The sequence below is a fragment of the Rhizobium sp. P2_G9 genome (genome assembly GCF_056403475.1).
On the sequence record NZ_JBFUFK010000003.1, the window covers coordinates 208,861 to 230,095 of the forward strand.

Consider the following 21,235-nt stretch of genomic DNA (forward strand, 5'->3'; position numbering starts at 1 on the left):
TCAGGCGGAAGGAGGAGYCATGCCCAAATTGATGTTGCACAATTCCGATGCACGCCGGGCGCTTGCCCGCGGCGTCGCCCGGTTGGCCGCCGCCGTCGAGCCGACACTCGGCCCGCGTGGCATGAATGCGATGATCGACCGGCCGCTCGGCACGCCGATGGTGACCCGCGACGGCGTTTCGATCGCCTCGGAGATCGAATTGCATGACCGCTTCGAGAATATGGGGGCGCAGGTGGTGCGCGAGGTCTCGATGCAGACCAACGAGATCGCCGGCGACGGCACGACGACGGCGATCGTGCTCGCCAACGCGCTGGTGCAGAAGGGCATCGAGGCCAATGAACGCGGCGCTAAATCCGTCGACCTGTGCAAGGGTATCGACCTTGCCGTGGACAAGATCGTCGACGCGCTGAAGGCCAAGGCCAAGCCGGCCAAGGGCAATGGCGTGCTGGCGGCTGTCGCCAATATCGCCGCGACCGATGCGAGACTCGGCGCGCTGGTGGCGGAAGCCTATGAGCGCGTCGGCAAGGACGGCATCATCACCACCGATTTCAGCGTCACGACCGAGACCACGCTCGATGTCGTCGAAGGCATGTCCTTCGAGCGCGGCTACCTTTCGCATCACATGGTCACCAACCAGGAAAAGATGGAGGCCGTGCTCGATCGGCCGCTGATCCTGATGACCGACCTCAAGATCCGGGAGCCCCAGGCGATCGAGGCGGTGCGCAACATTGCCGCCAAGGCCGGCCGACCGCTGCTGATCGTTGCCGAGGAAGTGTCGCCCGATGTGGTGGTGATGCTGCTCGGCAAGCAGGGTCCCGGCAAATATCTGATCGTGCATCCCCCGGAATACGGCCATTGGCGCAAGGCGATGATGGAGGATCTGGCGATCCTGACCGGCGGCCGGGTGATCGCCCGTGACCTTGGCGGCCAGATCGAAGATGTAACACTCGAGGATCTGGGTTCGGCGGAACGCGTCATCACCAGCGCCACCTATACCACGATCGTGCGCGGCGGCGGCGACCCGGCGGCCATAGTTGCCCGCCGTGCGCAGGTACAGCGGCAATATGAAACGGCGCCGCCCAATATCGAGCAGGACAAGTTGCGCGAGCGGCTGGCCAAACTCTCCGGTGGCACGGCAGTACTCTATGCCGGCGGCGTCACGCCGGTCGAGCAGAAGCGCACGATCCAGCTGATCGAGGATTCGTTGCATGCCGTACGCGCGGCGGCAGAGGAGGGGGTCGTGGCGGGCGGCGGCTCGGCGCTGGCGCAGATCGCGCCGGTGCTCGATAGCGTGCTCGAAAGTGTCGACCATGACGTGGCGGAAGGCGTCCGCCTCGTCCGCTCGGTGCTGACCCGGCCACTCTGGCGGATCGCCACCAATGCCGGCGGCGATCCGGATGCGATCATTTCGGAGGTCACCCGCGTCAATAGCGGCCATGGCTACAATGCCGCCACCGGCGTCTACCAGAACATGATCGAGGCCGGCATCATCGATCCGGTGCGCGTCACCTATACCGCGCTACGCAATGCCGCATCCGTCGCCAAACTTATCCTGACGACTGAAACGCTGATTGGCGATCTCGCCGAAAACGAAACCGATCCGACCGAAGGCCCGGCCCTGGGGGGCGGTGCGGAGAAGCTCGGGCGTCCATGAGAGGGTTGGTATTCTCGATCGATGGCGGCCGATGAGCAGGCTGCCGCAGCCTTCTCCCTGTGGAAACCGGGAGAAGGCATTCGCAGCTCGGTCGTTGTTGTCAACTCGGCTATCTCAGTGGCAGATATCAAACAAACCCGCGCCGAATCCCAAACTGCTCCAGCTTCCGATACAGCGTCGGCCGCGATATGCCGAGCCGTTGGGCGACCTTGCTGAGATTGCCGTGCTCGGCCGCCAGCGCATTCCTTATCGCCTGCCGCTCCGCATCTTCGAAGCTCAGGACCGCCGGGTTGTCCGGTGCATTCGCTCCAGCTCCCGCAGTTATGATCAGATCGTGGCGTTCGATGATTTCGGTGGGCAGGTCCTCCAGGCCGACAAAGCCGTGGCGCGAGAGAATATGCAGCCGCTCGACCAGGTTTCTAAGCTCGCGGACATTGCCCGGCCAGCGATAGGCGAGCAGCGCGTCGAGCGCTTCGCTGGAGAAATGCAGCGGCATGCCGTTCTTGCGCGCGGCCATCTTCTCGTTGAAATGGGCGAGCAATAGCAGGCTGTCGCTGCCGCGGTCGCGCAGCGGTGGCACGTGGATCGAGACCGTGCTGATTCGGTAGTAGAGATCGCGGCGGAAGCGGCCTGCTTCGACCTCGCGCTTCAGGTCGCGATTGGTGGAGGCGACCAGCCGGACGTCGACCGGCCGGGCACGGTTTTCGCCCAGCCGGCGCACCGTCCGATCCTCGAGCACGCGCAGCAGGAAGGGCTGGATATCGAGCGGCATTTCGCCGATTTCATCAAGGCTGAGCACGCCGCCATTGGCAAGCTCGAACACGCCGGGCTTGCCTTCGCGTGAAGCGCCGGTAAAAGCGCCGGCGACATGGCCGAAGAGCTCGCTGCCGAACAGGTCCTTGGTGATGGCGCCGCAGTTCAGCGCGATGAAGGGGCTGCCGGGCTGCTTCTGGTTTCCGGCATGAATCAGCCGGGCGAACAGTTCCTTGCCGACACCGGTCTCGCCTTCGATCAGGAGCGACGTGACATCCTCCGTCTCGGCAACACGGTAGGCAATGTCGACGGCCGCACGGAGGCTTTCGCTCTCGCCGACAATCAGCGCGCGCTCGTCCTCCAGCCTGCGCGAGTCGCGCCGGCTCAGGGAGAAGGTGCGGCTTTCCTGTTTGGGGAAGACCAGGGCTGCGCCCCGCACAGCGCCATCCAGCTCAAGCGGGCTGACATGACAGGATTGCATATCCTTCGGCAGGGCGGTGGCGACGCTGTCGAGAAAGCCGGAATTGCTGAGCTCCGGCAACCGACAGCTCCGGCTGCCCTGGCGCAATCTGTCGCCGAAGCGCTTGCGCTCCATCAGCGGCACATTGTTGCTGTAGATTGCGCGGCCATGCCGGTCGACGATCATCACGCCGTCGCTGGAACGATAATTGCTCGCCGAGGCGATGAAGGCTTCGAGCAGCCGCATGCGCTGCTCGTTCTGGGAGCCTGACAGTGCCCGCTCGATCTCGCGGGCGGCTGCGGCGACCAGCGCAATATTGTGCGGCCGGAAAATGTCGGGATGGCCGGACAGGTCGACCACGCCGATGACCTTGCCGTCGAACGGATCGCGGATCGGGGCGCCGGCGCAAGTCCAGGTCTTGATGCCGGCGCAGAAATGTTCGGCCGCATGCACGAAGACCGGCTCACCGGTCCACAGCGCCGTGCCGATGCCATTGGTGCCGACAACGTCCTCGGTCCATTTGCCGCCGATACCGAGATGGATGTCCATGCCGTCATAGAGCGTCCGCTTGTCGCCGATGGCATCGATCAGCACGCCCTCGCTGTCGGCCAGAACCAGCATGGCGCCGGTTCCTTCCAGCATGCGGCCGATCGCGGAGAATGGCCGCTGTGCTGCCTCCAGCAGTTCGGAACTGCCCCGTGTCAGAGCCTCGACGGCATCGCGGTCGGTTTCGAGCGGCGCCTCGTTGCGCTGGGCGTCGATGCCGCCGCTAGCGCAGCGATACCAGGAATCGTGGATGGTCGAGCGGACCGGCAGCGAAGGGCGCGACGGCTCCGTGCGGCCTTCCAGCAGGGTCTCCCAGGCCTTCATCGTGGTCAATTCGTCATAGGCCTGATGCAGGGTCATTTCGCTGGCAATCAGCCCGCTGACTTCGGGCGTCCGGTCAGGGCCGAAATTTCCCGGCGTGGATGAATTGTGTCTCATCGGCTATCACATTCCTCATTCGAGGGAACTGGACTTCAGGCACGCAGTCTCGCAGGCGGAAGCCGGGCCTGCGACGGTTATGTCTCGGGAGGAATGTCGAGCCTTAGCCCGATATCGGCCGCCAGATCCTTGTCGCCATAAGCGGGACCCAGGAGCACACCGTCGATGTCGGCGAGCAGCTCGGCCACCTGGTCGTCGAGAGGCGCGATGAAACCGTTCGCCTTTGTCGACAGGCGGAAGATTTTTGTGCCGCGCGCCTCGCGGATCTCGCCGAAATGCTGCAATTGCCGGCCTGTGCCGATATCGACGGCGATGACGCGACCGTTGGCCGTGACGCGAATTTTCGGTTCCGGTTCGGGCGCAGGCTTTGCGCTGCCGCCGATATGGATGATCAGGCCCTCGGCTTGCGGCACAGGCTTCGGCTTCTTCGATTCTGAATAGCGACCGCTGCTCAACTGGTCGGCCAGCTTGGTGATCACGCCACGATTCTGCTCGATCAGCCGCTTGACTTGCGCGTCCTCCCGACGCGGGCCGTCCTGCTTCGAAAAGATCTCGACCATAAATCCTCCCAGATCCTGTCAAGAACGGAATATGCACTATCCGTTGGAAATGCGTAGCACATTTCACATGCGCAAGACAGCGAATGTAACCCACACCGATCCGAGGCAGGTGGTATCCGGCGACTGCGTGGCGGGTTATTCTAAAAGTCCGCGACTTTGCCCCACACCGACGAGCTGAAACGATCAGGGTGGTAAGGAGCCGGATCGACGATCGGCGAGGCGCCGGTCACGATATCTGCGACGAGACGACCGGCTCCGGGACCGATGCCAAAACCGTGGCCGGAAAAACCGGCGGCGAGAATGAAGCCTGGGAGCGTCGATATTTCACCGATGCCGGGCACGCCGTCCGGCGTGCTGTCGATATAGCCGGCCCAGGCGGCGGTAATATGGGTTTTGCGCAATTCCGGCAGCAGTTCCAGTGCTCGCGCATGGGTCAGTTCGATGGTTGCCTGGTCTGGGCGTGGGTCGAGAATGCGCATGCGCTCCATCGGCGTCGGCCGGTCAAGGCGCCAGCGCGTGAGCGTTTCGTGGCCCGAGCGGAATCCCTCCAGCCCGCCGGGCGACAGGCTCTTGCGGCGCTTGAGGAACATCGGGATGAATTGCGACGAGAAGCGCAATTGCTGCGGCGTGACGTCGATCCGTCCCCGGCCGCTGATCGCCAGCGTGTAGCCGCCATCGCCGCGGCGGGTGATCGAGACGCCGGCTGTATGCAGCGTGTCCGGCAACCCTTGCGCTTCGGCGGAGACGGAGAGGATCGAGGAGCGGACGGATGCCTGCGGAAAGCGGATACCCAACTGTCTGCAGAACGATGACGCCCAGGCGCCACCGGCGAGAATGGCGATCCTGGTGCGAATGACGCCGCTCTCCGTCACCACGCCGCTGACGCGGCCGCCCTCTGTTTCGAGACCGCGCGCGGCGCAATTCTGGTGCACGGTGCTGCCCAGTTTGAGGATGGCGCGCGCAACGGCCGGCGCAGCATTGGCCGGGTCGGCAATCCCGTCGGTGGGCGAGAAGACGCCGCCTTTCCAGGTCCGGCCGGTCGCCTTGCCGCGCTCGGTCGCCGCGGTACTGTCGAGCATATGGGTGGTCACCCCGACTGTTTTGGCGAAGTCGCGCCAGCGCGCCCAGCCGGCGAGCTCCTGCTCGCTGTTGCTGAGATAGAACAGACCGGAGCGCCGGAAGCCGGCATCCTCGCCGCTTTCGGCGGCAAAACTCTCCCAGAGATCGAGGCTTTTCGTGGCGATCGGCAATTCCCGCGCATCGCGGTTCTGCTGCCGGCACCAGCCCCAGTTCCGGCTCGACTGCTCGGCGCCGATCAGGCCCTTCTCGATCAGGGCGACGCTCAGCCCAGATCGCGCCAGATAATATGCTGTGAAAACGCCGACGATGCCGCCGCCAATGACCACGACATCGGCCGATTTCGGCAATTCCGGTGTCGTTTCGATCTTGCGAAGCGGTGCAGGCATTTTTGGTCTCCAAACTGGCTTCCATTTTAGCCCATTGGCGGGCGAAGCGGAGCCGGAGATTGTGGCCTTCTGGCATTTTATGCTGTATGATGCCAAAGCAACGAACTATTGTGCTCCATTGCAGAATTTCTACGTGAGTGGATATGGGGCGGCGTTGTGATAGGCTTTATCGCTGGAACGCACAGCATTTTGTGCTAAGACTTCACAATAGTCCCGGAGCGGCGTATCCCGATGAAACTTGACCGGATCGACATCAAAATCCTCTACGAATTGCAGAGAAACGGTCGCGTTACCAATGTGGAACTCGCCGAACTGGTGAACCTGTCGCCGAGTCCCTGCCTGATGCGCGTCAAGCGGCTGCAAGCAGAGGGATACATCGAGGGCTATTCGGCGCAGATCAATCTCGGCAAGCTCGGCCAGACATTGACGGTGTTTACCGAGATCACGCTCAAGAACCACCGGCAGATCGACTTCGCACGCTTCCTGTCGGTCGTCGAAAAGATCGACCAGGTGATCGAATGCCATCTCGTCTCCGGCGGCTACGACTATCTGATGAAGTTCGTCACTGCCGGGATCGGGGAATACCAGACGATCATGGAGCGACTGACCGACATGGACATCGGCATCGACAAATATTTCAGCTTCGTCGTGCTGAAGTCACCGATCGTCAAGGCGCATATGCCCCTGCCCAGCCTGTTTCCGATGTAGAGACACGTCGCCAGGGGCGGCGCACGGTCAACCGTGGCCATATTCCCGCTTGAGCTCGGGATCCAGCACCAGGTTGTCGAGCCATTTGGGGTCGAGCTTCGGCACCGAGGCGAACAGCAGTTGGGAATAGGGATGGCGGGTCGCCCCGGCGTTCTCCGGCGTGATCTCATCCACCTTCTTGCCGCCATACATGACCACGATTTCATCGCAGATCGCTTCCACCACCGACAGGTCGTGGCTGATGAAGATGTAGGAAAGCTGCAGTTCGCGTTGCAATTCCTTGAGCAGGTCGAGGATGGCCGCGGCGACGACCGTGTCGAGCGCCGAGGTGATCTCGTCACAGATGATCAGTTGCGGCGACGCGGCAAGCGCGCGGGCGAAATTTACCCGCTGCTTCTGTCCGCCGGAAAGCTCCGCCGGGTGGCGATAGCGCAGCGTGCGGGGAAGACGGACCATGTCGAGCAGTTCGTTGACGCGCGCGTCACGCGCCTTGCGGTCCATGCCGTGGTAGAAGGTAAGCGGCCGGCCGAGAATATCTTCGATCGGCTTGGCCGGGTTCAGCGCGGTATCCGCATATTGAAAGACGATCTGCATCTCGCGCAGCTGATCTTGTGTTCTGCCGCGCGCGGCAGGGCTTGCGACAGCGCCGTTGAAGGTGATCTTCCCCGCGGCCGCCGGATGAATGCCGGCAATTGCCCGTGCCAGGGTCGATTTCCCGCAGCCGGATTCGCCGATAATGCCGAGGTTTCGGCCCTTCTCTACCTTGAGGCTGACAGACTGAACGGCGCGAACGATTGGCAGCCCGTCGGATTGAATCTGCCCGTAGCCGGCGACCAGATCGCTGATTTGCAGCAAGGGCGGTGCCTGTGCCGGGTCCTGCTTGGTGTCGGAACGCCGTTTCGGCTCGAAGGCGGCCAACAATTCCCTTGTATAGGGATGTGTGGCCGCAGTCAGGATTTGCGAGGTCGTGCCGGTCTCCTGCGCCTGCCCGCCTTTGAGAACGACGATGCGATCGGCGATTTGCGCGACGACAGCGAGGTCATGCGAGACGTAGACCCCGGCAATGCCGCCGGCCCGCATGACATTCTTGAATGCTTTCAGGACGTCGATCTGGGTCGTCACGTCGAGTGCGGTGGTCGGCTCGTCGAAGATCACCAGCTTGGGATCGCCGATCAGCGCCATGGCGGCGGCAAGGCGCTGCAACTGGCCGCCGGAAACCTGATGCGGGTAGCGATCGCCGATCGTGTCGGGATTGGGCAGCGACAGCGCCTTGAACAGTTCGACAGCGCGCTCGCGTGCCTTCTCCGGCACCATCAGCCTGTGAATACGGGTAACCTCGATCACCTGTTCCATGATCGTCGCTGAGGGATTGAAGGCCGCCGCCGCACTCTGTGGCACATAGGCGACCTGGGTGCCGCGGTATTTGGCGCGTTCCCGCTCCGACATGGCCGCCATGTCCTTGCCATCGACCCAGACTTCGCCGCCCGAAATGCGGCATCCCGGGCGTGCGTGCCCCATCAGCGACAATGCAATCGTCGTCTTGCCGGAGCCACTCTCGCCGATCAGCGCTACGATCTCGCCCTCGGCGATCTCCAGGCTGACGCCCTTGATGATCTCGACAACCCGTCCGGCGTCGGTTCTGGCTTCGACATTTAGATTTCTGACTTCGACGAGATTGGCCATCTTCACGCGCTCCGGTCCCTAATCTTCTGGGGCAGGTTGTCGATCAGGAGATTGACGCTGATGGTCAGGCTGGCGATCGCCAGCGACGGCACGATCACGGCAGGGGCGCCGAATGGCAGGGCGCCGATATTTTCGTGTACCAGTGCTCCCCAATCGGCATAGGGCGGCTGCAGCCCCAGCCCGAGGAAGGAGAGGCCGGAGAGCAAAAGGACGATGAAGACGAAGCGCAGGCCGAGGTCTGCGAGCACCGGCCGAATGATGTTCGGCAGAATTTCCGATCCGATCAGATAGGGAATGCTTTCCCCGCGGATACGGGCGACCGTCATGAAATCCATCGTGTTGACATTGACGGCCAGCGCCCTGGCAAAGCGATAAGCCCCGGGAGTGTAGATGACGGCAAGCGTCACGATCAGCACGGGTATGGACGAGCCGACCGCGGCCACGACGACCAACCCGAAAAGCTTGTTCGGGATCGAGTTCATCGCATCGAGGAAACGGCTCAGTCCCGCATCCAGCCAGCCGCCGGCGACCGCTGCGATCATGCCGAGGACGACGCCGCTGAAACAGGCGATCGATACGGCTGCCAGCGAGATGCCGACCGTGTAACGCGCGCCCATCAGCACCCGGGAGAACATATCGCGCCCAAGGTAGTCAGACCCCAGCCAGAGCATCTTGCTCATCGGGCCGAAATAGTCCGTGTCGACGATCTCGCCCACGGGATGGGGAATGACGAGCGGTGCGAACAAGGCAACGAGCGTCCATGCCACGATGACGAGAAAGGCGGCAATCCCGACCAGATTGATATTGTAGCCTGCCAGCGACAGGCGCGGATGAATGGTGCTTGCCCTGTTCATCGGAGCCTCGGATTGGAGAGAATGGCGACGATATCGGCGGCGGTGATCAGCAAGAGATAGCCAAGGCAGAAAATCATCGCGCAGCTTTGGATCAACGGCAGATCGCGGGTGGCGACGGCGTCGACCATCAGCTTGGCGATCCCCGGATAGTTGAAGATCGTCTCGACGATGATGACGCCGCCGACGAGATAGGAGAGCGACAGCGCAATCGCATTGACGATCGGGCCGAGAGCGTTCGGCAGCGCATGCTTGAACACCATCCGGCTGCGGGAGGCGCCTTTGAGCAGCGCCATTTCGACATAGGGCGTGTCCAATGTCTCGATCACCGCGGCGCGGGTCATGCGGATCATCTGGGCCGAAATGACGAAGGTCAGCGTGATCACCGGCATGGCATAGATTTTCAGGAGATCGGCCAGTGAATGCGCTTCATTGACGGAGGACAGTGCCGGCAGCCATTTGAGATAGACGGCGAAGACCAGGGCCGCCGATGTCGCGATCATGAATTCGGGCACTGAAATGACGCCGATCGACACCACCGTCGCGATCCGGTCGTAAAGCGATCCGCGCAGCATGGCGGAAGTAATGCCAAGCGCAAGCGCCAGCGGCACCGAAACCAGCGTGGTGATGCCGGCAAGTTCCATTGTGGCGACGAAGCGCCCGCCAATCAGCCGTGCCACCGGCATGTCGTTGGCATAGGACGTGCCGAGATCGCCCCGCGCCAGGCCGAGCAGCCAGCGCAGGAAGCGAAAGAAAGCCGGGTCATCGAGATGCATGGCCTTGCGCAGTCCGGCAACCGCTTCCGGGGTTGCGGCCTGTCCCAGCAGGATTGAGGCCGTATCGCCTGGCAGCAGGTTCGTCGCGAAGAACACCGCAAACGAGACGATCAGAAGCGTGATGACCGCGATAACAAGCCTATTGAGAATTAGGTATGAAACCTCGGATTTCATCGAGGGGCTCCTCGCTGCGAAAATGGTCCGCGGCCGGCAGAATGGGATCCGGGAGCGCCGCTGCGCCCCCGGACGGTTTGCGCCATCAGGCTGCAAGCCAGATGTATTCCGCCAGCGCGTAACCCATCATGCCACCAAGCGGGTTTGCATCCAAACCCTTTACCTTGCTCGAAATCGCATCGACGTTGGAAATATAGGCCGGAATGATGGTGCCGGCTTCTTCGGCGATCATCACCTGCATCTGGTTGTAGATCTCCTTGCGCTTGGCCTGATCGAGCAGGCCGCGGGCTTCGATCATCAACTTGTCGAATTTCTCCGACTTGTACTGGCTTTCGTTCCACGGCGCGTTCGACGCATAGAGCAGCGAGAACAGGATGTCGGGCGTCGGGCGCGGGTTGATATTGCCGAAATGGATCGGCGCCTTGAGCCAGTAATTGTCCCAGTAGCCATCGGAGGGCACACGCTGGACATCCAGCTTCATGCCGATATCGGTGCCGGCGGCCTGGATGATCATTGCCATATCGATCGAGGAGGTGGCGGCGTCGGAGGCGATGACCGGAATCGACTGGCCAAGAAGGCCGGCCTTGTTGAAATGGAACTTCGCCTTGTCGGGGTCGAAGGCCTTCGGCTTCAGATCAGCATCGTGATAGAAATTCGCCGGCGAAACCGGCTGGTCGTTGCCGACCTCGCCGAGGCCGCGAAGAGCGGATTTGACGATCTGCTCGCGGTTGACCAGGTATTTCATTCCGGCGATGAAATCCTTCTTGTTGCCGGGCGACATGTCGAGCCGCATGTTGAGGTTGGTGTAATTGCCGGAGGTGGTCTTCGACAGTTCGAAGCCGGACTGGCTTTCCACCAGCTTCATGGCACGCGGATTGATAGAGGCGGCAAGGTTGATATCGCCGGAAAGAAGCGCGTTCACACGGGCATTGTCGTCACTGATGGCGATGAACTCGAAGGAGTCGAGATAGGGCATGCCCGACTTCCAGTAGTTCTTGTTCTTCGTCACCACGGAGCGAACGCCTGGCTCGAACGTTTCGAGCGCGAAGGCGCCGGTGCCGTTGCCCTTGGAAAAGTCCTTCGTGCCATCGGCGACGATCATGAAATGGTGCAGCGACAGGATGGTCGGCAGGTCGGCATTGGGGTCGGCCAGGGTGATTTCGACGGTCGACTTGTCGACAGCCTTGAAGCCGGTCATCTGCGCAGCGATCTTGGCAACCTTGGAGCCGACGGCTGGATCGAGATGGCGCTTGAGCGAGTAGACCACGTCATCGGCGGTCAGGGCCTTGCCGTCATGGAAGGTGACGCCCTTGCGCAGCTTCACGGTCCAGGTCTTGGCGTCTTTGCTCTCGATGCTTTCGGCGAGTTCCATCTGCGGCGCGCCCGACTTGTCGAGGAAGGTCAGGCGATTGTAGAGCGAGCAGCAGCGCACATAGTCGGTCGACAGCGATGCCTTGGCGGGATCGAGCGTATCGGCGGTCGAGGAAGACCAGCCGGCCGCCTTGAAGGCACCGCCCGAGACCGGGGTCGCGGCGACCGCCTGCGAGGCGCGGCCAAGGACGATGCCGCCGGTCGAGGCTGCGACGCCACCGGCCAGCATCATCTTGAGGAGATCGCGCCGGGTCGCGCCGCGGCGGATGGCATTTTCGACCATTGCGTCGTCGGCTTTGGTCCAGTTGGTAATTTTGTCAGTCATGTCATTCCCCTTTTCCGTTGGTTTGGCGGGCTGCCCATCTTGCCTGCGGGCTTTCCCGGCCTGGGTTTAGGCTCTGGTTGTCAGGCTTTCCTTCACGGCGGCGGCAAAATCCGCCATTGAGGTAAAGTGGTAATCGGGTTTGGTGAAATTCCCGGGCTCGATCGTCCCGCCATAGCCTTTCTGGGCATGGCGGCGTTCTATCCAGCAATTGGTCAGGCCGAGCTTTCTGGAGATGCCGATATCGTGATACTGGCTTTGGGCCACGTGCAGGATGTCGTCCTTGCTGTCGCCTTGCGCGTCGACGAAATCGAAGACCTGTTCGAAGAAGGCAGGATCCGGCTTTTCCGTGCCGGTGTCGTCGGCAGTGAAGGTAGCGAAGAACGGCGAACCCAATTGCTTTTCGAAATGCTCGAGTGCCCAGCGGCGGGCATTGGTCATGGCGATCAGCCGGTGGGTTTTGGAAAGCTCCGCGAGCGCTGCGGCGCTGTCGGCAAAACCCTTCCAACTCGCCGCGGAGTCGCGCAGGCGTGTTCCGTATTCCTCTTTCGCCGGCAGGCCGAGTTTCGGCGCGATGACCATATAGACGCGCACGAGATCATCCGGAAAAAGGCCGGCATCGCCGCTGTAGCGCGCCTGGCGATAGAGCGTAAGCGCCTCTTCGCCGTCGACCGATGCACCAGTCTCGGCGGCAATCCGGGCGAGGCAATCCTTGATACCGCCTTCGAAGTCGATCAGGGTGCCGACGACATCGAAGGTGAAATATTTGAACGCCGGAAAATCCTTGGCCAAGTCCATGCTCTCCTTCATGCCCTGCTGCATCGCAGGCGGTTCACGGCAGAAAATTCTGGCTCCCGCCGCGCGTGCTTGTCTTCGAAAGCCTTGAAAACCATCGCCGTGGCCGTTTTCTGCGAGCAGTTTGGCAGTTCTGCAGCGCCGGATTCGCCGAATTGGCATGAGACCGCGGCACAAAATTGCGAAATTGCCGGCCCGGGCGATATTTCGAAAGCGCCGTGCCGTGCGAGGAAACGTCCCGTCACGCCAGCGCCCGGCGCACATCCGGATCATCGAGGGTTTGATCGAGGGTTTTGCGCGTGCGCTCGACAATGGCGTCAATTTCGTCGGATGTGCAGCAGAGCGGTGGCGCATAGCCGAGAACGCCATGTGCAAATGCCCTGATGATCAGGCCGTTCTCCCAGGCCCGGTCGAAGACGCGTCGCGCCGGCATGGCGGCGGCAGGAAGCGGCGTCTTTTTCGCCTTGTCCACTACCAATTCCACGGCGGCAAGCATGCCGCGGCCGCGGACATCACCCACCAGCGGATGGTCGCGCAGACCCTCCAGACCCGCCATCAGCCGCTTTCCTGCCTTGGCGCCGTTCTCGAGAATGCCGCTCTCATAAAGGCGCAGCACTTCGAGCCCGACGGCGGCGCTGACCGGATGGGCGGAATAGGTGTAGCCATGGCCGACAGCTGAATTCCCAGCGCTGTCGGCAATTACATCATAAACATGATCTGCCATGAACACGGCACCCATCGGCACATAGCCGGATGTCAGGCCCTTGGCCGTGGTCATGAAGTCCGCAACGATGTCTTCTTCGGTGCAGGCAAACAGCGGACCGGTCCGGCCGAAGCCGGTAATCACCTCATCGGCGACGAAGAGTATGCCATGTCGCCTGCAGCGCTCTCGCATAGCCTTGATCCAGCCTTTCGGCGGAACGATGACACCACCTGAACCCTGGATCGGTTCGGCATAAAATGCCGCAACCCGGTCGGCACCGATGTCTTCGATCTTGGCATCCAGCGCGGCGAGCGATGCGGCGATGATGGCCTCCGGATCTTCGCCGACCGGATTGCGGTAGGGATAGGGCGAGGGGATCTTGTGCTGCCAGTCATAAGGGATGCCGAAACCGGCATGGAAAGCGGGGAGCGCGGTGAGCCCAGCGCCGACCACCGAGGAGCCGTGATAGCCCTGTTCAATGGAAATGAACTGGTCGCGCTGCGGCTCGCCCCTGGCGTGCCAGTAATAGCGGATGAAGCGGATCGTGCTGTCGACGGCATCGGACCCGCCAAGGGTGAAAAAGACATGGTTCAGATCCCCGGGCGCCCGGTCGGCAAGTTCCGATGCGAGCCGGATCGCAGGTTCCGAACCGAGATCGAAATAGGCCGTCGCGTAAGGCAGTTCGCGCATCTGGCGCGCGGCTGCCTCGACGATGCTTTCATGGCCATAGCCGGCATTGACGCACCAGAGACCGGCAAAGCCATCGAGCAACTGGCGCCCGGTCTGGTCCGTGACCGTCGCGCCCTTGGCGGACTTCAGCACGCGGACGCCGAGCTTTTCGTGGCCGCGATAGGATGAGACGGGATGAATAAGGTGGGCGCGGTCGAGTTCGATCAGCGAATTGGCGAGCATGGGGTTCTCCGGATTATCCGAGTGCCTGATTGGCAAGAGCAAAGATTTTGACGGGCGCATCTTCGGACTTCTCGGCCGGCGGTCTGCGCATCGCGATGCCTCCGCCGACCTCGACAAGCCCGCTTGCTGCGAGCCAATCCGACAGTCCGATATCTCTGTCTGTGTCGACGCGCAGGAAGGCGCCGGGTCGAGCCGCCGCAAAGAAGGTGATCAACGCCTTTGCATCTTCCTTGTTTGTCGCAACGACAGGGCCGATCACCTCGCCGCGGCCGAAGGCTCGGCAAGCCGCATAGCCGGCGACCGCTCCGCCCCGACGGATCACAGCGAATTCTCCGTTCCGGTCCAGAAGGTCGATAAGTGCAGCGCGATCAGCGCCGAAGGCGGCACTGTCGAGCGTCTTGATCGCGGAGAGGTCACCGCTCACCGCGGGTTCTACGCCTTGGGAAGGTGCAATCGCCTGCACCACCCCCTGATGCTGAACGACCGTCCCACAGGCGACGAATCCAAGCTTTTCATAAAGCGGCAGCCCCTCCGCGGTCGCGATCAGCCGCAACTGCCGATCGCCGGCGAGGGCGAATGCCTTCTCCATCAGTTTGCGACCCACGCCGCGGCCGCGCAGGCGCTCATCGACGATCACCATGTTGATCGTTGCACAATCCGCACCATAGGGCGTCATCAGGATCGTGCCGGCGACCTTGCCATCGCCATCCAAGGCGACTGCGCCGGAGCTTAGTTCGACAACGAAACGCCAATCCTCAGGCCGATGCGGCCATTTCGCCTGACGCGAAAGCGCTACCGCTTCCTCAATATGCTGCGGGCCAAAAGCCGCCAGACCGATCGCATCTGTTTGCATGGAGCATCCTTTTCGATGCCCCAAGTCTCAATCAATCGCCGGCGGCAGATCGTCTGAAGGCATACTGCCAGGCAATATCTTCCGCCGTAGCATGAGCGGTCTGCCGCATCTTATGCTGAGGCGGGGCAGAGGCTGTTCTCTGTTGGTTTGCGATTTGGTCCGCGAAGCGATTTCCGGACAATAGAATACCGGGCATGGTTTCCTTGCGCATTTTTCCCTCGAAGCGGGTAGGAGAGCTTGGGCCGTTGGCTTGTTCGGAAAACGGCCGTTTGTCGAACATCATCGCGGTTCGGTTTAAGTGGCGCCTTTCCCGTACTTCCATTTGGATCCCAAAATGATGGGTATTTGCGCCCGATCAGGCGCTTCGACTGAGGTATACCCAAATGGCATATAGCGCGGGCGGGGTAGTCCTGAAATGTACCTGCTAGATCCCCCCTTTGTTCTTCGCCGATTTTGAGGAGGTTTTTTGAACGGCACAAACCTATGAAAAACGGGCGCAAGCCGGTGCAATTGCCGGCACTTCCGTGTATAGAACAAACACGCTCCTGCTTAAGTATAGGGGCAGCGCGGTATCAGGACGCTCATTGAAGGTTTACTCATCTGCAGGGCGAATACCTTCCCGTCATCAGAAGGATCCTCAACGGGGTCGTCGATCTCCACCAACTGCAAACGCGGCAATGGGGAAAACAGACCGACGTTGTGAAACAGGTATTCGCAGTCGTCGCGCTGGTGGCCGAACTAGGAAACAGGGCCGTTCTGGTCGATGGCTTCTTGAGCAACAAGGTCAAGGCGGAGGCCATCGCGAGCGGCGATCCCATCATCTACCTCAATAGAAGGTGCCACGACAAAAAGCTGAAGACCCGTCGTCTCCTGGTTCTCGACACGACATCGTCAGATAAAACGGTGAACGCGCTCCATAGTAAGGAGCGCATGCATTTCCACGGTGTGTTCGAAAAACCCAAGGGTATGACGGTTAAGGCCTTCGAAATCCTACTAGGCGAGGTGTGCGGACTGGCCGAGACTATGGGGGAGCGGCAATTTCATGTGAAGCCGCCGAACTACAAAAAGGGCTATTCCCACAATTCCGTGCACGGCGATGGACCGATTGGAAAGCTCTTTTATGCCCTTCGACATGCCGGCACGACGTACAACGATCTGGGCTTTAACGGAGACCGCAATCGTCGATCTGGGCCGAAGGAGCGGACGACCTGCAACGCTAAGGCAAGTGGCCTTGCTGAAGGAAAAGCTTCGAACTTTACGAAAGATATCGTGCTTTGTGACAATGGCTCGAAACGAGCCGGGCAGGCAGCATTTCAGCTTTGGCTTGCCGACGAGATCCGCATACATGCCTTGCCGGCGAAGAAATCCAAATCTCAGCCCATCACGGCCCGGATCACTCCGGTGCCCCGGAAAACGGCCGGGAAAAAGGTGTCGAAATCTCGCGAAATATCGCATAAAATATTGATATTAAAGGGAAATCTTGCTATGAAAGGGGAGTTTGAAACTGGTTCAAACTCCCCTGGCAAGGTCGCTTTTGACGGCGATACCGAGCCTTCTGGTGCAAAATAGAAAAGCGCGGAGCCTGGGGTCATTGTCAAGCGCAAAAGGGAACCACCCATGCGTAAACGCAGTAAAAGCCCAAGGCTGACCCGCGAGATTGCCTCGCAGATCAAGGCCCTTTGGGAGCATACAGATCTTAACCAGGCCCAGATCGCTGCCCGTCTCGGGGCGCTGAACCAGGGCAGGGTGTCGGAGGTCATCAACGGGGCCAGATACCCCGACGTGCCGCCGGCGTCCAACATCAGCACAGGAGGTTTCTGACATGGCAAGAGATACGCATAGGGTCATGCCCCATAAGGATGGCTGGCAGGTGAAACGGGACGGAGGTCAGCGCGCCAGCCACGTTGCCGATACCAAGGCCGAAGCCGAAAAGCTCGGCCGGGTAATCAGCCGGCATCAGGAAACGGAACTGCAGATCCACAACAGGGATGGCAGGATCGCACGCTCTGACAGTCACGGGCATGATCCGGAGTCTTCACGGGGTTAACAGGCGTCACGCAAGGCAGGAATCTCTCCTGCCTTGCCCCGGACCTTCGTTAATGGAGACTAATAAACTTCTTGCGGATCTGTGCCCGAATATCACGAACTCGATCTTTGCTGATGTCGAAGCCAGCAGCAATGTCACATGTTTCCTGCTCCTGGATAAGCGCAGTGAAAACCTGCCATTCCCTAACGGTAAGGGTTTTCTCCAGACGTTGAACCATATCGTTGGTCTCATAGTCTGAAGCCGTATCCACACTGGAGGCCACGGCAGCCACTTCTTCCTGTATCTTCGCGTCCTCAAAACTGGCGGTAGGCTTATCACGAAACCTATTTTGGCTGTTGTTTCTCAGCATGGCACCGACATATGCGGGAGGATTTGGCTTAGAAAGAATGTCCTTACATTTAAGTAGGACCTTGAGGATGGTCTCCTGCGCCACATCGTCGGCCTGGAACTTTGCAACATTTTTTGAAGATAGGGTTCGTATAAACAAGCTTCTCAGCGTCTTGCTCGCATCATCCCGTGTAGTGCCCCCTGCATTTTCATCACAAAGCTGCCGAAGTGTACTGATTTGAATTATGTTTTTTGCTCGGTCTGGCGCTGGGTAGAGCACCTTATTGGCAAGCTCCGTGATGGCCGATCGATCAGTTGAAGTAGCCGTTATTCGGGCTATTTGCTCAACGGCGTCAGAACGTTCGAAGACTTTGCGGGCTAGTTCTTGATCCGCAGACACCTGCTTTTGGTTGGTGCAAAATAGGTTGAGCGAATAACTGCTGGTAGAGTTCCGAAGACAAGCGTCGTAGGTGCCCTTGTCCGACAGGGAGAGAGTGACGACAGGCGCAAGTTTCGACACCCACTGTCGCTGCAGGTTTGGGTTTAAACCTTTAATTCTTGCGTCCTTGAAGCCATCAAGGTTGAGAGAACGGATCGGTTCAAAAGTTCTGAAAATAGAAGGAGATTCTGTGATTTCAACTACTTGCGCCGAAGCTGCAATCATTCCGGCTGGCTGAGCAAGCAAACCGATGCTTATTGTTGTTATCTTGAGCAGATATCGAAACATGCTGTCCTCCGTGAGGTGAAGAGTAGAGAGGCCGGGGATGCAACCAGTACACAGACGTTCGTCGATAGTGCTTTCAATGTCCATCGGCGAACGTATGCGAAAATGGTAGTACGGGAGGGGCAAGCCCTCCCGCGTTGTTGATTAGAGGCCCGGAACCTTGAACACGCTCATCGGCAAGTTCTTGATACCAATTGCAGTGCCGTGGTTGAGCTTCTGGCTGCCAACGTCAATCTCGGTGGCGGACATGCCGCCCAAGCTCAACGTCTTTCCATCGGTGCCAAGACCAAGGCCCGTCGTATGACCGATCTTTACATCACCGAGATCGACGGACGTTCCAGAGTTGAATGAGAGATCCATGGCTTGTGCATAGATCGGAAGAATGGCTGCCACCGCCGTGACGGTAGCGCGGACTGTGAAGTATGACATATCATTGGCCTTTCATGTTAAAGTGAACACCAGCATCATTCGCTGGCATGTCGGTGACGGTGGCGAGGATCAAGGCAGGGTAGCGGGGTTAAAAAATTTTTGCCCCTGATTATGAGCCGGGAAACCGGCCCGTTTGGTGGGCCCGAGAGATCTAAAAAGGCATTTTGCGAAGGGCTGCCGCTCTGCTCACTACGGCGCAATGGGGAAGCGCGTTCGCGGCGCGGCGGCTGGCTACGCCAGCAGGAGGACGTCTTTGAGCGCTTCCTGGAGGGGCTTGGTCAGATCCACCTCCAGCCCTTCCGAAATCGCCGCTCGCAGCGCCAGGATACCGCGCTTGCGCTCCGCCGGCAGGCGGGCGAGGACTGCCACGCGGAACCACCAACTGCGGTTGGGATTATAGGGGTCCAGGCAGGCCAGGAACGTGGTGATCCGGAAGATTTCATCGAAAAGGATCAGGCGCTCGATCTCCGGCACGTCGAACAGGAAGCAGCCCCTCATAGAGGCTCTTGGCTTTCACCACGGCAAGGACAACACTCTGCCAAACTCCACGGCGCATACGAAACATTCTGCTTCAAGCGGCCCCAATTCGGTGAAGCCCGCCGTCTGTCCGAAGCTTATGATGGCGACAATGAATTGCAGATTGCCCAACCAACCAAGGACGACCTGACATGGCCACCTTTCGCCCGAAATACATCACTTTCGACTGCTATGGCACGCTGATCAATTTCCAGATGGCGGAGGCGGCAAGCGACCTCTATGGCAAAGAGCTCGATGAGGTTCGGATGCAGAAATTCATCCGCAATTTCGCCGCCTATCGGCTCGACGAGATCATGGGTGCCTGGAAGCCCTATGCCGAGGTCGTGCACAATGCCATCGAGCGAAGCTGCAAGGCCAACGGCGTCGCCTTCCGCGAAGAGGACGCGAAGATGGTCTATGAACGCGTACCGACCTGGGGGCCGCATCCGGATGTGCCGGCCGGCCTCGCCAGGGTGGCAAAGGAAATTCCGCTGGTTATCCTGTCGAACGCCATGAATTCGCAGATCATGTCGAATGTCGAGAAGCTTGGTGCGCCTTTCCACGCGGTCTACACCGCGGAGCAGGCGCAGGCCTACAAGCCGCGCTTCAGGGCGTTCGAATACATGTTCGACATGCTGGGATGCGGACCGGAAGACATTCTGCACTGCTCCTCGTCCTTCCGCTATGACCTTATGTCGGCGCATGATCTCGGCGTCAGGAACAAGGTCTGGGTCAATCGCGGCCATGAGCCGGCCAATCCCTATTATGGCTATACCGAAATTGCCGACATATCCGGCCTGCCCGGTGTCGTGGGTCTCTGACGAAGGGTTTTGTGATGAAGTTCGTCTCCTACTGGCACGACACCGCTCCGGTTTTTGCAGGAGGGGCGAAAGGCGCGGTCGAAGGGCACTATGATGTCGCAGTGATCGGCGGCGGCTTCACGGGGCTTGCTGCCGCGCGCCAGCTCGCCAAGGCGGGCGCCAAGGTCGTCGTGCTGGAGGCAGAGCGGGTCGGCTGGGGCGCTTCGGGCCGCAACGGCGGACATCTGAACAACGGCCTTGCGCATAGCTATCTGTCGGCCAAAGCGGAACTTGGCAAGGAGCGCGCCATCGCGCTCTACAGGGCGCTCGACGATTCCATCGATGTGATCGCGGGTTTGATTGCCGAGGAGAATATCGATTGCAATTTTCGCCGTGCCGGCAAGCTCAAGCTGGCATCCAAACCGCAGCATTTCGATTCGATCGCCCGCAATTTCGAGGCAGTGCATGCCGAGGTCGACCCCGATACGGCGCTGCTTTCGGCCGATGATCTCAAATCTGAAATCGGCTCGCCTTTCTTCGGTGCCATGCTGTCGAAGAAGAGCGCGATGATGCATATGGGCCGCTATGTCGCCGGGCTGGCGGAGGCGGCAGCACGCCACGGCGCGATTATCTACGAAAACGCCGCCGTGACGGTTCAGACCCGAGGCAATGGCAAACACGTTCTGACCACCGCGCGCGGAAAGGTCACAGCAGACCATGTCCTGGTCGCGACGGGCGCCTACACGACAGCCAATTTCGGCTATTTCCGCCGCCGGATCATTTCCGTCGGCAGTTTTTTGATCGCCACGCGTCCGCTCACGCCCGACGAGATTGCCGCGACCATGCCCGGCAATCGCACCTGCGTGAACTCGATGAACATCGGCAATTACTTCCGGCTTTCTCCGGACAATCGCCTGCTCTTCGGTGGCCGGGCGCGGTTTTCGGCGACGTCGGATCATCGCTCCGATTCCAAGAGTGGCGAGATCCTGAGGGAAAGCCTGGCAAAAATATTCCCGCAGCTCGGCAATATCGACGTCGATTATTGCTGGGGCGGCCTGGTCGATATGACTGGGGATCGCTACCCGCGTGCGGGCTATCACGACGATGTCTGGTACGCGATGGGTTATTCCGGCCATGGCGCGCAGCTTTCGACCCATCTCGGCATGATCATCGCGGATGCGATTCTTGGCCGAGCCGACCGAAATCCGCTGAAGGGGATGGAATGGCCCGCCGTTCCCGGCCATTTCGGCAAGCCATGGTTCCTGCCGCTGGTCGGGCTTTATTACAAGACGCTCGACAGGTTTCAGTAGCGACTCTCCCAAGCAGCCGACTAAAGAGGCGCGGATTGCAAAAGCCGCGCCCCATTT

General features: G+C 60.4%; 21 protein-coding genes. 7 read left to right on the forward strand and 14 right to left on the reverse strand.

All coding sequences use genetic code 11. From position 1 onward, the window contains the following. The first annotated feature begins 19 nt into the window (after positions 1 to 19). Positions 20 to 1,654: a chaperonin GroEL gene (gene groEL / locus AC1DYF_RS04095; protein WP_477875396.1), complete on the forward strand. Its 1,635-nt coding sequence runs from the start codon at positions 20 to 22 to the stop codon at positions 1,652 to 1,654. Between the two features lie 127 nt (positions 1,655 to 1,781). Here the strand turns inward: groEL and AC1DYF_RS04100 are convergent, their stop codons facing one another. From AC1DYF_RS04100 to AC1DYF_RS04110, 3 genes are all read right to left on the reverse strand, one after another. Further along, entirely contained in the window at positions 1,782 to 3,851 is a 2,070-nt protein-coding gene (locus AC1DYF_RS04100) for a sigma-54-dependent Fis family transcriptional regulator (RefSeq protein ID WP_477875397.1), read from the reverse strand. A gap of 77 nt (positions 3,852 to 3,928) precedes the next feature. After that, the gene (locus AC1DYF_RS04105) at positions 3,929 to 4,411 is read right to left on the reverse strand and encodes a hypothetical protein (protein ID WP_477875398.1); all 483 of its coding nucleotides are present in this window, start codon (positions 4,409 to 4,411) and stop codon (positions 3,929 to 3,931) included. A 140-nt stretch (positions 4,412 to 4,551) separates the two neighbouring features. Next, a complete protein-coding gene (locus AC1DYF_RS04110; RefSeq protein ID WP_477875399.1) occupies positions 4,552 to 5,877 on the reverse strand; it encodes an NAD(P)/FAD-dependent oxidoreductase in 1,326 nt (441 codons plus the stop codon). 231 nt (positions 5,878 to 6,108) lie between these two features. Here AC1DYF_RS04110 and AC1DYF_RS04115 point away from each other — a divergent pair, with 231 nt between their 5' ends. Continuing rightward, on the forward strand, positions 6,109 to 6,585 hold the full coding sequence (locus AC1DYF_RS04115) for an Lrp/AsnC family transcriptional regulator (protein WP_477875400.1): 477 nt from the start codon (positions 6,109 to 6,111) through the stop codon (positions 6,583 to 6,585). A gap of 27 nt (positions 6,586 to 6,612) precedes the next feature. Here AC1DYF_RS04115 and AC1DYF_RS04120 read toward each other — a convergent pair whose 3' ends face one another. The 8 genes from AC1DYF_RS04120 to AC1DYF_RS04155 form a co-directional block, all read right to left on the reverse strand. Next, positions 6,613 to 8,268 carry an ABC transporter ATP-binding protein gene (locus AC1DYF_RS04120; protein WP_477875401.1) on the reverse strand — a complete coding sequence of 552 codons (1,656 nt, stop codon included), beginning with the start codon at positions 8,266 to 8,268 and terminating at the stop codon, positions 6,613 to 6,615. A 2-nt stretch (positions 8,269 to 8,270) separates the two neighbouring features. Further along, complete coding sequence (locus tag AC1DYF_RS04125) at positions 8,271 to 9,122, reverse strand: ABC transporter permease (RefSeq protein ID WP_477875402.1); 852 nt, start codon at positions 9,120 to 9,122, stop codon at positions 8,271 to 8,273. Continuing rightward, positions 9,119 to 10,069, reverse strand: a complete 951-nt coding sequence (locus AC1DYF_RS04130) for an ABC transporter permease (protein ID WP_477875403.1) — start codon at positions 10,067 to 10,069, stop codon at positions 9,119 to 9,121. Before AC1DYF_RS04130 ends, AC1DYF_RS04125 begins: the two co-directional genes overlap by 4 nt. A gap of 85 nt (positions 10,070 to 10,154) precedes the next feature. Further along, complete coding sequence (locus AC1DYF_RS04135; protein ID WP_477875404.1) at positions 10,155 to 11,765, reverse strand: ABC transporter substrate-binding protein; 1,611 nt, start codon at positions 11,763 to 11,765, stop codon at positions 10,155 to 10,157. Positions 11,766 to 11,831: 66 nt separating this feature from the next. Then, positions 11,832 to 12,572, reverse strand: coding sequence for an HAD-IA family hydrolase (locus tag AC1DYF_RS04140; protein ID WP_477875405.1), 741 nt, complete (start codon positions 12,570 to 12,572; stop codon positions 11,832 to 11,834). Positions 12,573 to 12,798: 226 nt separating this feature from the next. After that, positions 12,799 to 14,172 (reverse strand): aminotransferase class III-fold pyridoxal phosphate-dependent enzyme, encoded by a 1,374-nt coding sequence (locus AC1DYF_RS04145; protein WP_477875406.1) that lies wholly within the window; start codon positions 14,170 to 14,172, stop codon positions 12,799 to 12,801. Between the two features lie 13 nt (positions 14,173 to 14,185). Continuing rightward, positions 14,186 to 15,025: a GNAT family N-acetyltransferase gene (locus tag AC1DYF_RS04150; protein ID WP_477875407.1), complete on the reverse strand. Its 840-nt coding sequence runs from the start codon at positions 15,023 to 15,025 to the stop codon at positions 14,186 to 14,188. A gap of 31 nt (positions 15,026 to 15,056) precedes the next feature. After that, positions 15,057 to 15,308 carry a hypothetical protein gene (locus AC1DYF_RS04155; protein WP_477875408.1) on the reverse strand — a complete coding sequence of 84 codons (252 nt, stop codon included), beginning with the start codon at positions 15,306 to 15,308 and terminating at the stop codon, positions 15,057 to 15,059. Between the two features lie 416 nt (positions 15,309 to 15,724). Here AC1DYF_RS04155 and AC1DYF_RS04160 point away from each other — a divergent pair, with 416 nt between their 5' ends. From AC1DYF_RS04160 to AC1DYF_RS04170, 3 genes are read left to right on the forward strand one after another with little or no spacing between them, the layout of a single operon-like run. Further along, positions 15,725 to 16,594: a hypothetical protein gene (locus tag AC1DYF_RS04160; RefSeq protein ID WP_477875409.1), complete on the forward strand. Its 870-nt coding sequence runs from the start codon at positions 15,725 to 15,727 to the stop codon at positions 16,592 to 16,594. A 48-nt stretch (positions 16,595 to 16,642) separates the two neighbouring features. After that, positions 16,643 to 16,846 carry a hypothetical protein gene (locus AC1DYF_RS04165; RefSeq protein ID WP_477875410.1) on the forward strand — a complete coding sequence of 68 codons (204 nt, stop codon included), beginning with the start codon at positions 16,643 to 16,645 and terminating at the stop codon, positions 16,844 to 16,846. A gap of 1 nt (position 16,847) precedes the next feature. Then, positions 16,848 to 17,072: a DUF2188 domain-containing protein gene (locus AC1DYF_RS04170; protein ID WP_477875411.1), complete on the forward strand. Its 225-nt coding sequence runs from the start codon at positions 16,848 to 16,850 to the stop codon at positions 17,070 to 17,072. A gap of 49 nt (positions 17,073 to 17,121) precedes the next feature. Here AC1DYF_RS04170 and AC1DYF_RS04175 read toward each other — a convergent pair whose 3' ends face one another. The 3 genes from AC1DYF_RS04175 to AC1DYF_RS04185 form a co-directional block, all read right to left on the reverse strand. Beyond that, a complete protein-coding gene (locus tag AC1DYF_RS04175) occupies positions 17,122 to 18,126 on the reverse strand; it encodes a sigma-70 family RNA polymerase sigma factor (protein ID WP_477875412.1) in 1,005 nt (334 codons plus the stop codon). Positions 18,127 to 18,267: 141 nt separating this feature from the next. Then, positions 18,268 to 18,552, reverse strand: coding sequence for a hypothetical protein (locus tag AC1DYF_RS04180; RefSeq protein ID WP_477875413.1), 285 nt, complete (start codon positions 18,550 to 18,552; stop codon positions 18,268 to 18,270). Between the two features lie 231 nt (positions 18,553 to 18,783). Continuing rightward, on the reverse strand, positions 18,784 to 19,050 hold the full coding sequence (locus AC1DYF_RS04185) for a hypothetical protein (protein ID WP_477875414.1): 267 nt from the start codon (positions 19,048 to 19,050) through the stop codon (positions 18,784 to 18,786). 170 nt (positions 19,051 to 19,220) lie between these two features. Between AC1DYF_RS04185 and AC1DYF_RS04190 the strand changes: the two genes are divergently transcribed. Both AC1DYF_RS04190 and AC1DYF_RS04195 read left to right on the forward strand, forming a co-directional pair. After that, positions 19,221 to 19,889, forward strand: a complete 669-nt coding sequence (locus AC1DYF_RS04190) for a haloacid dehalogenase type II (protein ID WP_477875415.1) — start codon at positions 19,221 to 19,223, stop codon at positions 19,887 to 19,889. A gap of 14 nt (positions 19,890 to 19,903) precedes the next feature. Continuing rightward, positions 19,904 to 21,178 carry an NAD(P)/FAD-dependent oxidoreductase gene (locus AC1DYF_RS04195; protein ID WP_477875416.1) on the forward strand — a complete coding sequence of 425 codons (1,275 nt, stop codon included), beginning with the start codon at positions 19,904 to 19,906 and terminating at the stop codon, positions 21,176 to 21,178. The last annotated feature ends 57 nt before the right edge of the window (positions 21,179 to 21,235 follow it).